This is a genomic window from Oceanicoccus sagamiensis (genome assembly GCF_002117105.1).
Taxonomy (GTDB): Bacteria; Pseudomonadota; Gammaproteobacteria; order Pseudomonadales; family Dasaniaceae; genus Oceanicoccus; species Oceanicoccus sagamiensis.
This window is the reverse complement of record NZ_CP019343.1, coordinates 198,689-211,101: the sequence shown is the minus strand read 5'-3', so window position 1 is coordinate 211,101 and position 12,413 is coordinate 198,689. Positions and strand designations below refer to the sequence as shown.

Annotated in this window: 9 protein-coding genes; all 9 read left to right on the top strand. The window is 49.3% G+C overall.

The window, feature by feature from the left end; translation table 11 throughout:
- Nucleotides 1-169: 169 nt before the first annotated feature.
- Complete coding sequence (locus tag BST96_RS00895) at nucleotides 170-1,480, top strand: hypothetical protein (RefSeq protein WP_085756883.1); 1,311 nt, start codon at nucleotides 170-172, stop codon at nucleotides 1,478-1,480.
- A gap of 24 nt (nucleotides 1,481-1,504) precedes the next feature.
- The gene (locus tag BST96_RS00890; protein WP_169713855.1) at nucleotides 1,505-3,040 is read left to right on the top strand and encodes a LamG-like jellyroll fold domain-containing protein; all 1,536 of its coding nucleotides are present in this window, start codon (nucleotides 1,505-1,507) and stop codon (nucleotides 3,038-3,040) included.
- Entirely contained in the window at nucleotides 2,965-4,158 is a 1,194-nt protein-coding gene (locus tag BST96_RS00885; protein ID WP_085756881.1) for a hypothetical protein, read from the top strand. Before BST96_RS00890 ends, BST96_RS00885 begins: the two co-directional genes overlap by 76 nt.
- A gap of 14 nt (nucleotides 4,159-4,172) precedes the next feature.
- A complete protein-coding gene (locus BST96_RS00880; RefSeq protein ID WP_085756880.1) occupies nucleotides 4,173-5,792 on the top strand; it encodes a general secretion pathway protein GspF in 1,620 nt (539 codons plus the stop codon).
- Between the two features lie 120 nt (nucleotides 5,793-5,912).
- Entirely contained in the window at nucleotides 5,913-6,446 is a 534-nt protein-coding gene (locus tag BST96_RS00875) for an AraC family transcriptional regulator (protein ID WP_240554872.1), read from the top strand.
- Nucleotides 6,447-6,451: 5 nt separating this feature from the next.
- Complete coding sequence (locus BST96_RS00870) at nucleotides 6,452-8,314, top strand: tetratricopeptide repeat protein (RefSeq protein WP_085756879.1); 1,863 nt, start codon at nucleotides 6,452-6,454, stop codon at nucleotides 8,312-8,314.
- Nucleotides 8,311-11,223: a tetratricopeptide repeat protein gene (locus BST96_RS00865; RefSeq protein ID WP_085756878.1), complete on the top strand. Its 2,913-nt coding sequence runs from the start codon at nucleotides 8,311-8,313 to the stop codon at nucleotides 11,221-11,223. Before BST96_RS00870 ends, BST96_RS00865 begins: the two co-directional genes overlap by 4 nt.
- Nucleotides 11,210-11,863 carry a tetratricopeptide repeat protein gene (locus tag BST96_RS00860; protein WP_169713854.1) on the top strand — a complete coding sequence of 218 codons (654 nt, stop codon included), beginning with the start codon at nucleotides 11,210-11,212 and terminating at the stop codon, nucleotides 11,861-11,863. The genes BST96_RS00865 and BST96_RS00860 overlap by 14 nt, the downstream gene beginning before the upstream one ends.
- 2 nt (nucleotides 11,864-11,865) lie before the next feature.
- A complete protein-coding gene (locus tag BST96_RS00855) occupies nucleotides 11,866-12,153 on the top strand; it encodes a hypothetical protein (protein WP_085756876.1) in 288 nt (95 codons plus the stop codon).
- The last annotated feature ends 260 nt before the right edge of the window (nucleotides 12,154-12,413 follow it).

Genomic DNA, 12,413 nt, shown 5'->3' with positions numbered 1-12,413 from the left:
CCCTACGTTTTTTGTTATCTTATAGCTTATTGCCAATGATTCCTCATTTTTATCGGCAGCTATGTGCTGTTCATCACTATTTTTTTCTACTTTGGGACTACAATAGTTAAGCATAAAAGGAGAGCGCCACCGATCAAGGGCGCAGAGTTATAGAGTAGGGGCTTTAACGATGAATAAAAAGAGTGCGTTGGCTGTAGTAACGCTTGCACTGTTTGCCAGCAGTTTTGTGGACTCGGCAACCGAAGATCGTGAGCGAGCAAAATTTATCCATGACCGGCTAACCGGAGTAATGCCCACCGATGCAATGCTGGATTTAATGGAAAACAGTATTGCTGTTGATGGTGATGTAAAGCAGGCTGCCCGGTATGCGATTGACGGTAATACCTCCCAGGGCGATGCCTACGGCGATGTGATTACTCCCAGTGGTGGTTTCTACAATGCCGTCTTAAAAAGTTGGGCCTCCCCCTGGACCAACGAAGAACAAGACGTTTTTCAGGCACTTAATGACTATAGCGCCACCGTTATCGGTTTGGTCCGCGACAGTGATGACTTTCGCAAACTGCTTTACGACAATGTGATCTATACCGGCAATGTGAGTGGTATTAGTGCTTACTCCAATAGCAACAATGCCCACTATGAAGCCTTAGAAAGCAGTTCCGCTGATATGGGCGATAGCGATATTTTAGTAAGGTCCACCCAGTCATCCGTCACCGGGATTAATGCTGCCGGTGTTGCCGGCGTGATGACCACTCGGGCAGCAGCCAGAGCCTTTTTTATTGATGGCACCAATAGAGCGATGTTTCGGTTTACAGTATTAAACCATCTCTGTGATGACCTCGAGCAATATAAGGATAACGCCTTGCCCACTGATCGCATTCGCCAGGATGTCTCCCGTAGTCCCGGTGGCGACAGCAGTATTTTTCTGAATGAATGCTCCGCCTGCCATACTGGTATGGATGCCATGGCTCAGGCCTTTGCCTACCACCAGTATGACTACCCCAGCGAAGACGAGGCGCCGGGTAATACGGAAGAAGAGCGTAAAGAAATGGGGCGTATGGTCTATACCCCCGGTAGCGTCCAGGAAAAATACACTATTAATAGCGGTAATTTCCGCGAGGGTTTTGTCACCACCAATGACCACTGGATTAATTATTGGCGTACCGGCCCCAATGCTCAAAAAGTAGGTTGGTTTGCCTCAGCGGCTTCATCCAGTCTTGATGAAGCCATTAACCCGGCCTATTCCGAAGGTGATGGTGCCGCCAGCTTGGGGCAAGAGCTGGCTAACAGCGATGCCTTTGCCTACTGTCAGGTCAAGAAAGCCTTTAAGACCATTTGTTTACGAGAGCCCCATGAAGGCGATGACGATGCTGCGTTTGCCACCATCGTCGGTGATTTTAAAACCGGTGGTTTTGATATGAAGCAGGCATTTATTGATGTTGCGGAACATTGCAGCGGCACTTACTTATCAACACTTAACTAGCGCGGTGGCTGATAGGAGATGGTTATGCATTTTTTCCAAACAATAATACGTCCGGCACTGCTTATAGCTGTGCTGTTGTTACAGGCCTGTAGTGGCGGCAGTGGCGGTGGTTCCAGTGAGCGTGAAGCCGTTGTTGAAGATACCACCATTGATGGCTTTATTTATAGCGGTCCAGTCCCGGCCAATTCTGAAATACAAAGCTTTAAATCCGCCTTTTACGATAATGTGGTGATTCGTTGCGGCAGTTGCCATACCAGTGGGGGAGTAGGTACCACGGCTTTTGTAGATAATGATGACGTCAACTTAGCCTGGGACGAAGCCAGGAAAGTGACCAATTTACTGGACCCCGGTGCCTCCGCAGTGGTGACTCGAGTGGAAAATGGCCATAACTGTTGGCTAAGCAGCAATGCCTCCTGCGCGGCGGCGATGACCGGTTATATTGAACGTTGGGCTCAGGGTGAGTCACAGTCTGCCAGTACTGTTACCTTATTACCTCGCACCTCACAGGCCTTGGCGGGCCTAAAAATCTTACCGGCAAGCTATGGCGATGCGGTCAGTGAAGTGTCTTTTGATTTAACCGCCGAGCCGGAATTACTCTACCTGTTAAATACCTATTGCTCCGACTGCCACTCCGGCAATGCGGATACGCCCCAGTCACCGTATTTTGCCAGCGATGATCCGGCCATTGCTTATGCGGCCATGGCCGGAAAAATTGATTTAGCCAACCCGGCTAACTCTCGCTTTGTGGTGCGTTTAAATAGCAATCACAATTGCTGGTCTTCAGATTGTGCCGCAGATGCGTTGGTGATAGAAAATGCGATTGGCCGATTAGCCGACGATTTACCCGAAGTCGATGTGGATAGTGCATTAGTGATTAGCCAGGCTCAAGTCTTGGAAACCGATGGCATTATCGCCAGCGGCGGCGGCAGAATTGAAACCGATGTGATTGCCAAATGGGAATTCCGCGAAGGTGAAGGTAGCCAGGTTGCGGATACCAGTGGTGTGCAGCCAGAAATTCCCTTAACCGTGTTGGGCGAATTTGACTGGGTCGGCGGTTGGGGCGTAAGCCTGACCGATGGCCGTGTGCAGGGTGCGGTGAGTGGTAGTAGCAAACTCTATGACCGTATTGCGATTGCCGGTGAATATACTATCGAAGCTTGGGTGGCTCCTAATAATGTTACTCAAGAAGATGCATGGATCGTTGGCTATGCCGGAGGACCAGAGAGTCGTAATAGCTTATTAACACAAACCCTCTATAACTATGATTTTTATAATCGCAGCAGCGCCAATGCCGAAAGCAACGGTGGCCCTGCCACCTCAACAGAAGATGATGACGAAATTGCTCAGGCGACCTTGCAGCATGTGGTGCTGACCTATGACCCGATTAATGGCAGAAAGATTTTTGTTAACGGTGAAGATACCGGTGTAGTGGATGAACAGGGCCCGGTAACTTATCCAATTGGAGTAATGCCTTTGCCATTGTCATGGGTAATGACTTTGCTGGTGGTTCGCCCTGGCAGGGTGTTATTCGCATGGTGGCCATCCATAGTCGCAGCTTGACCCAGGAACAAATTATTCAAAATTATGATATCGGTGTTGGTCAAAAGTATTTCTTAATGTTTAGCGTTTCCGATCTGTTACCCAGTGAAGAAGCCTGTAATGGCGCCGACGATACCGACTATTGCTATATCGTATTTCAGGTTAGCCAGTTTGACTCCAGCAGCTATCTATTTACCGAGCCGCGCTTTGTTAATATCAATCCGGAGCAGCCAGATGCTGAAATCAACTTTGATTTAAAAGGTATTTATCTGGGTTTAAATGGCCAGCTAGCCAGAACGGGGCAGGGCTTTGTTAACCTGAGTGCTTTGATTAGCGGTAATAGCTTTACCATCGAGGGTGAGCCATTGCAGAGTTCGGGCTCCATCGTACCGTTGGAAAACGGGCCAGAAAACGATGTATTTTTCCTGGCGTTTGAAGAGATAAACGGCAACGTTGATACCGCGGCCGACCCGGCGACCGACACCACCTTTACACCGATATACCGCAACGGTGACTTTACCCAGATTGGCCTGCGCACCTTTGATGAGGTTAACCAAAGCTACTCCTGGATTACCGGCGTCCCCATTGATAGTCCGGCAGTCAGTGCGGCTACCGGTAAAACCGTGAGTGAAACGTATACCACCGTTCGTCGGTCTTTAGCCTCAGTGCCAGATTTCCAAACCTTTATGGCTTCTCACCAAATGGCAGTGATGCAACTGGCCGCAGCCTATTGTGATGCGCTGGTAGAAGACAGCAGTTTAAGCAATGCCTTATTTAATGATGGCACCGCCTTCGATACCTCAGTTGCGATTGAAAGTGTGGCCGATGCCAGCTGGAGTAACCGCTTTATCTACCCCCTGATTGATAGAGCCTATGCCACTACATTGCAATCCCAGCCCAGTCGCCCCGATGATGGCGACGATGCCGATAGCTTTAAAGATCGAGACGATTTGCATAATGTGCTGCTGGATCTAATTACCAGCAATATCGATGATGCCGCCAGTGAAGATGTACCCGATGGCAAAGCGGACGGTTTAAAATTCTGTAGCACCAGCCCATGCCCCGCCGGTCGCACCGCGGAAGTGGCTAAAGCGGTGTGCACCGCTGTACTGTCCAGTGCACCCGCAGTGATTAAGTAGGAGAGGACGCAGCTATGGTTATGCGCAAACGTTTTTTACGGCCTGATGATCCCCTGTATCATCCCGATCATCGCCGCCCGGTCAACCGCCGTGAATTTATTTCACAGGGTTTTCGTGCCGGTACGGCTTCGGTGTTAGGTGTTTCTGCCCTGAGTATGATGGGGACGAATAAGGCCAATGCTTTATCCTCAGACTTAATGGATTTCTTTAATCCCGGTAGTTGTGACTTGGGTGTCGTTGGTGGTGCCAAAGTCCCCTTCATCTGTTTTGATCTGGCCGGGGGTGCCAATATATCCGGTGCCAATGTATTGGTCGGTGGCCCCGGTGGCCAACGTGATAGTTTAAGTACCGCAGGTTATAGCAAGTTAGGTGTGCCGCCGGATATTTTACCGACGATGGTGAATCCGAATAACCTTAGTAGCAATGATTTTATCGATGATAGTTTAGGGTTGTTGTTTCATACCGAAAGCGCGATGTTGCAGGGTATCCTGGAAAAAACTACGGCAGCAACACAGGGCAATACCAATGGTGCTGTGATACCTGCCCGCTCTGATAACGATACCGGCAATAACCCCCATAATCCTATGTACGGTATCTATCAGGCAGGTTTACAGGGGCAAATTTTACAGCTGATAGGTAGCAATGCCTCGGAGTCCGGCGGTAATTCTATGGCGCCGGCCTTAATGATTGACCCGGAAATTCGCCCCACCAAAATTGACCGCCCGGAAGATGCCCGCGGCCTGGTGGATGTTGGCGACTTACGCCTGTTGTTAGAAGAAGAAAACGATATTGTCTCGGTGATGGAAACCGTTAAACGGATTTCCGATTTTAAACTGAATCTGGTCAATACCGGTCGCGATACCGCGATGGATAAAGAGCTCAAAGACCGTATCAGCTGTGAATACCTAAGGGCGGCGGATACCTTTGAAAATTACCCCAATGCCGATAGCGTAGACCCCAGTGCCGATACCAATATCGTCGGCGATAGCGGTATCTTCACTCAGGCAGAATTTGATGGCGATCGGGAGTTTAGAAAAACCGCTTCGGTCATGAAGTTAGTGATTGATGGTCTGGCCGGTGCCGGTACCATCACCATGGGCGGCTACGACTACCATACCGGTGATCGACGTACCGGTGAGGCTCGAGACTTAAGGGCAGGGCGGTGTATTGGTGCCTGTCTGGATTATGCCCGCCGCGTGGGCAAGCCAGTCATGATCTATGTATTTAGCGATGGCTCAGTATTTAGCAACGGCATGATTGAAACCATTAATGGTGTGGATAAGGGCGTATGGACCGGAGATAACTCCTCCACCGCAGCTTCCTTCTTTTTAGTCTTCGACCCCAATGCCAGCGATCGCCCTGAATTACTCGGTGATAGCGCCGATGAACAGGCACAGCATCAGCAAATTGGCTGGATGCGTTCCGATGCTTCGGTAGAGACCTCCGCCACCCCTGCGGCGAATAATGTTAACCTGTTAGTTGAGACCGTTATCCTGAATTATATGGCGCTGCACGGTAAAGAAGAGCAGGACTTCAGCGACTTATTTGGAGAAAACCTGGGGGATGTGGATAGCCGACGTCGCTATATCGCCTTTAAAAAATTAGCCAGTGTCGATGATGACGGATTTATCTAGTTTGCCAATAAACAGCTATAATCATCTAACCGTTATTGATCCATTATTGGCTTATCCTGCGCATCAGTTGAACCAGGGTGGCTTTTATACCAACAGCACTGTGTTTAGGAGAATTAAGACATGCTGAAACAGCCATTCTTTCGGCATTGGGTTTTATCTTGCTTTATGGTGATGGCCAATGGCCTGGCCTTTGCGCAATCATCTGACGCGCCGCAATCCCTTAACCAGCAAGTACAGGACTTAAAGCAGCAAGTGATTGCGCTAAACCGCGACCTGTTTATTCTTGAAGAAGAACTGCTATTCCCAGCCAATACCCAGGTTGCTGTTTTTCTGTCGATGAATGTGGGCAAGTTCTTTGCTCTGGATGCCGTGACCTTAAAGCTCGACGATAAAGTCGTGACCAACTATCTCTATACGGATAAACAAACCGATGCCTTGCATCGCGGAGGTGTGCAGCGCCTCTATCTTGGCAATTTAAAAACCGGCGAGCATGAACTGGTGGCGGTTTTTACCGGCAAAGGGCCGCAAGGGCGTGATTATCGCCGAGGCGCTACGCTGATTTTTGACAAGACCTCCCAAGCCAAAAAAATCGAGTTAAAGATTATGGATTCGACGGCCACTGAACAACCGGAGTTTACGGTTAAAGAGTGGTAGTGGGGATGCTTAATCGTTGTTTAACACCTTTCCTTAGCCTGATATTACTGGCTGCCTTATCGGTTAATGCCGATGAGGCCGGCGAGTCTGCACCTCCCCAGGAAGTGCAGGATTTACGTTACGGCGTTATTCTCTATCACTATTTCCAACAGCAGTATTTTGAAGCCCTGACTGAAACCCTGGTCGGCGAGGCTCGGGCGGATATGCCTTATCATCAGGCGTCCGCCAAGCTGCTGCGGGGAGGTATGAGTTTGTCCTATGGTATGGGGCGGCAATCAGAAGCGGTATTTACCCAGTTATTAACGACCCTGGATGACAGCCAAACACGTAATCGCGCCTGGTTTTATTTGGGTAAATTATATGACCAGCAAGGTAATATAGCTGAGGCCAAAAAAGTATTGGCCAATATATCGGCCAATGATTTACCGACTAACTTACTCGAAGAATATCAATTTCTGCGGGCTAAGCTATTGCTGAACGACGGCAATGTCGCAGCCGCTAAAGCGGCTATTGCGCCACTGTCTGCTAATTCCCCCTGGCGCGCATATTTTTATTTTAATCACGGCTCCAGGCAAACCCTGGCGGGCCAGTGGCGTCAGGGCGCTGCTACGTTTAAAAAAATTGCCAATCTGGAGCTTGAGAGTGAAGAGGGCTATCTGCTGAAAGACCGCGCCTATACAGCCTCCGGCTATGCGGCTTTGGGCGGCAGTGATTTTGAGTCAGCGATTAATGATTTTCTTAAAGTCCGGTTAGATAGCCCACAGGTAGAGCGGGCTATGTTGGGCTACGGTTGGGCGGCGGCACAACAGCAAAACTATCAGCGGGCCTTATCTCCCTGGCAAGCACTGAGTCAGCGTTCCTTAATGGACCCCAGCGTACAGGAAAGCTTATTAGCCATCCCTTATCTGTATGAAAAGCTGGACGCCAAAGCCAGCGCGTTAAGTGAATATCAAAAGGCGATTAGTATTTTTGAGCAGGAGCTGAATAATCTGGCCACAGCAGTCGATAGCTTTAAGCAACTGCCTTTGTTACAGCTGGTCGCTGAAGATGAAGGCTTGGGAGACGACTGGATTATGGGCAAGGATTATTTGCCGATCAATAATCAAACACCCTATTTATCGCATTTGATTGCCCAGGACCATTTTCAATCCGCGGTTAAGGATTTAAGTGACCTGATTAAAATGCAAGAGTATCTGCAACAGGCTGAAACCCGCCTGTCTGGTATGGAAACCGTGTTAGCGACACAGCAACGTATTTGGCAGGACAACCTCAGCCAGTCCCAGCGCGAAGCCTATCGAGAGCGTTATCAGCAGCTGCTGCTATTACAGCAAACATTGCAACAGCAGCAGACCTTGGCAGATGGGGAGAAGGCCAGTGGTCGGCGCTTTATTAGCCAGCAAGAGTTAGAACTATGGACTATCGCCAGCCATGCAGAACAGCTTATTCAACAGCTAAAGGATGCTGGCTACGATATTAACGAGGAACAGCAGCAGCTACGTTTATATCAGGGCTTGTTGTACTGGCAGGCTAGCGAAAGCGATAGCGAAAGGCGCTGGCAATATAAAAAACAATTAGTGGAAGTGGATGCTCTGTTAGAGCAAACCGCACAGCGATTACAGCGTATAGAAAGCCTCGAAGCAACTCGCTACAACGATGCTTTTGCTAAAGATGTGCTGGCTTTACAAACTCGCTTAAGCGCCCGTAGTAGGGATGTGACCAAGGCTATAACTCAGGCTGAGCAAGATATTCGCCAGCTCTCTATCAATGAATTGGAAAAACAACAGCAGCGCTTATCTTATTACTTAGGCCAGGCGAAACTTGCTGTTGCTCGTTTGTATGATGCAGGCAGTGCGGAGTCAATACCATGAGCCGCCTGATGCCACTGCGTTATCTCTTACTTGCTACAGTTGTGGTTTGCAACAGCGGCTGTTCGATGATGATTTATAACAGCTATTTTTCTGATAGCGATAAAGAGGCCGAGCCACAAGCTACTCTGGCCGATTTAAGTCCAGCTATTATGCCGGATAAAACAGCTGAGTTACCGGCGGTGGATTTGGATACCTTGGTGGCCACCTACGAAGAGGTGTTAGAGGTTACCGATGATGCGGATATACGCTTGCGCGTTCAGCGCCGCCTTGCCGGTTTGGAAATGAAGCGCGGTGAGCAACAACTCTATGAGCAAGAAGCCGTCGGTGGCCAATTTGGTCTGGCGATCAGTGCTTATCAAAGCCTGTTAAACAATCATCCCAACCACCCCGGTAATGACCGCCTGCTATACCAGTTGTCCAAGGCCTATGACCTTGAAGGCAATAGTGATCAATCCATGCTCGTGCTTGATCAATTGGTCACTGACTATCCAAGCTCCGGGCACTATGGCGAAGCCCAATTTCGTCGTGCAGAAATCTTTTTCTCCCGTGGCGATTATCCCAATGCCGGATTGGCTTATAACGAGGTTATCCGGCAAGGCGCTAATCACCAACACTACCAGAACGCTTTATATATGTACGGCTGGTCCTTGTTTAAGCAAGAGCGTTACCGAGCGTCTTTAAAACCCTTTTCCCAGGTACTGGATAACCATGTCCCCGCTGATAACAACGTGCAAACATTAGAGCGTGGCCAGCGAGAGTTGACCCAGGATGTGTTTAAGGTCATGAGTATTGTCTTTAGTTATCTGGATGGTGCTAACACTATTGCCGAGGTATATGACTCGTTGGGTGAGCGTCATTATTTACCGCTACTTTATGACAATCTGGGGCAGCACTATTTAAAACAAGAGCGTTATCGTGATAGTGCAGAGGCTTATAGAGCCTATATTAACCGCTACCCATCCGCAGACCAGTCACCGGTTTTTTATGCCCGTTTAATTGATGCCTATATTGCCGGGGGCTTTCCAGACGATGTGTTACAAGAAAAAGAAAATTATATTAACAGCTACGGTATCTACAGCGACTACTGGCAGCAAAAAACCGAGCAGAGTCGAGATTATATTCGCCCGTTTCTGGAACAGTACTTACCGGAATTGGCGCGCCATTATCACGCTAAAGCACAGGGCGGTCGCGAGGGACTGGCGGCTCCCAAAAATAATCAGCTAAAACAGCAAGAGCGAACTCGTCTGGAGGCGGTCGCTGTTAGTGATTTTTTGACAGCGGGTAACTATTACCAGCAGTTTATCGATACCTTTCCAGAAGATGATCAAGTGCCGGAAATGCACTTTCTGTTTGCCGAAAGCCGTTTTGAAGCGGGCGTATTTGATGAAGCTATAGAAGCCTACGAGGTTGTGGCCTATAAATACCCGGATGATAAGCGGGGTGCCAGTGCCGGTTATTCTGCCATTGTCGCCTATGGTTTTTTATTGCAGCAACTGCCCGAAGCCAGCAAGCAAGTGGTTGACGGTATCTCGGTTGAGGAAACCTGGGTAAGGCTAAAAATTGCCAGCCAGCTGCGCTTTGCCAGTACTTATCAATATGACCCTCGTGCCGCTGCCGTACTCACCAAATCGGCAGAAGAGTTATTAGCCTTAAAAGAATATCAGCATGCCATAGCCGCGGCTCGGCAACTGACCCGGCGCGACCCTCCCGCAGAGCAGGGCCTAAGAAAAACCGCCTGGATTGTGATTGGCCACAGTGCCTTTGAGTTACAGCAGTATGACCAGGCTGAAAATGCCTATCAGCAAACCCTGCAAGTATTAGCCCCTAATGATAGCGATCGCCAGGCCATCGTGGATCGACTGGCGGCTAGTGTTTATAAACAAGCCGAGCAAGCTCTGGCCGCAGGGGATGCTGTGCTGGCCGTTAAACAGTTTTTAAGGGTGGCCGACGTCGCGCCATCCTCGGCGATCAGTGCCACTGCTCGTTACGATGCTGCCAATACGTTGATGGCCAGTGCTAACTATGGCAGTGCAATAGTGGTGATGGACGCCTTCCGTAATGACTACCCGGATAATCCATTGTCGGCGGATATTCCCGCTAAAATGGTTGTTGCCTATGAGGCCAATGGTGAATGGGCCAAGGCCGGTGATGAGTTAACCGCGATTTATCAAAGCAGTGAAGATGAGGCGATTAAGCAGGAGTCCCTTTATCAGGCTGCAGAAAATTATGCCAAAGCGGGGGATAAGCCAACGGCGATATTACGCTATCGCAGTTACGCGCACGCTTACCCGCAACCTTTTCCCATCGCCATGGAAGCCCGCTATCAATTAAGTGAGTTATATCTGGATGCCAATGAAGACTACAAGCGTCGTTTCTGGCTAAAGAAAATGATAGCCGCTGATAAAGGCGCCGGTGTTGAGCGCACCGAGCGCTCACGTTATTTGGCTGCCTTTTCCAGCAGCGTTTTAGCGGATGATGAATACCAACGCTTTAAACAGCAGCGCCTAACACTGCCACTCAAAAACAGTTTGAAAAAGAAAAAGAGTGCTTTAGATAAAACCCTGAAGGCCTATAACCAGGTAGTAGATTATGGCGTAGAAGAGTTTGCCACTTTGGCGACTTATCGCATTGCCTCCGTATATAGCCAACTAAGTAAAGATTTAATGAGTTCGCAGCGTCCGGGTAATTTGGATGCGTTGGCGCTGGAGCAATATGATATTTTACTGGAAGAGCAGGCCTTCCCCTTTGAAGAAAAAGCCATTGCTATTCACGAAGCCAATATTCAGCGCAGTTGGGCCGGGGTTTATGATGCGTGGGTGAAAAAGAGTTTTGCCGCGATGAGTGAATTATTACCTGCCCGTTATGGCAAAAAAGAACGACAGGGGGATAGTGCTAATGCGATTTATTAACGGTACTCAGCGCATCACGCTATTCGTGGTACTAACGCTACTGATCAGTGCCTGCCAGTTTGTACCCACGACTAGTACCGTGCAGCCGGTAGAAGACAGTGCAACCCTGGCTCCGTCGAAAGCGGTCAACCCCTATTTGCAAAACCGCCCGGCAGTAAGTGCCGCCGCCAGTGATCATTATCAGCAGGCACAAGCGGCTCTGGCGAATCAAGACTGGGCTAAAGCTGAGCTGCATCTGCAATGGTTAACGGCTAAGGCGCCAGAGTTATCGGGGCCCTATGTCAGTCTGGCGCAGCTCTATAGCCGTACCGAACAGACCGCGAAAGTGGCGCCAATGTTTAAACAGGCGATTGCCACCAATAGCAGCAATCTATCGGCTTATAATCAATACGCTATTTTCTTACGAGAGCAGGGACAGTTTAACGAGGCAGAAGCTTTATACCAGCAAGCTCTGGTGGTGTGGCCTGATTATCCGGAAGGGCACCTAAACCTTGGTATTCTCTATGATTTATATATGGGTAAATTAGCATTAGCGTTGGCGCACTATCAGCAATACCAGAACTTGCAGCCAGAGCCCGACCGGCAGGTAGCGGGTTGGATTGTCGATACACAGCGTCGAATAAAAGCCGCGGGGCAATAGCCATGAAATTACTGCTAGCTATCATCACTGTCTATGCCAGTTCAACCCTGTTCGCTCAGGAAGCCCAGGTTGTTTTACGCAGTACAGTGACCGGTAATCAGGAGCAACCCAAGGTGCTTTATATTGTGCCCTGGCAGCAGGCCGATACCCCTGAGTTGATCTACCAGCCATTGCAGAGTTTGGTGGACGGGGTGTTTGAGGAGGTTGACCGGGACGAGCTACTAAGGGAGTTACGTTATCAGGATAAAATCATCAGCGAGGCGGTTATTCCAGAAGAGGCGGACATCTAGATTCCCGCCTTCACATATTGCTGGCAGGGACAAAACCTTACTGTAGGGTGGATTACAATCCACCAAGCCCAACCATTAGCATCCATATGCCGGTGGATTATAATCCACCCTACGGGCTAACCATTTGAAAGAAAGCGCAAACCCCTGCCCAGTGCAGCTCGTTCCCAGCCTATAAAGAACTACAACCCACCCTACCACTGCACCTACGCAGGAATAACGCTGTATATGACCAGGTATTGCGACTCAGTCGACAATTATTT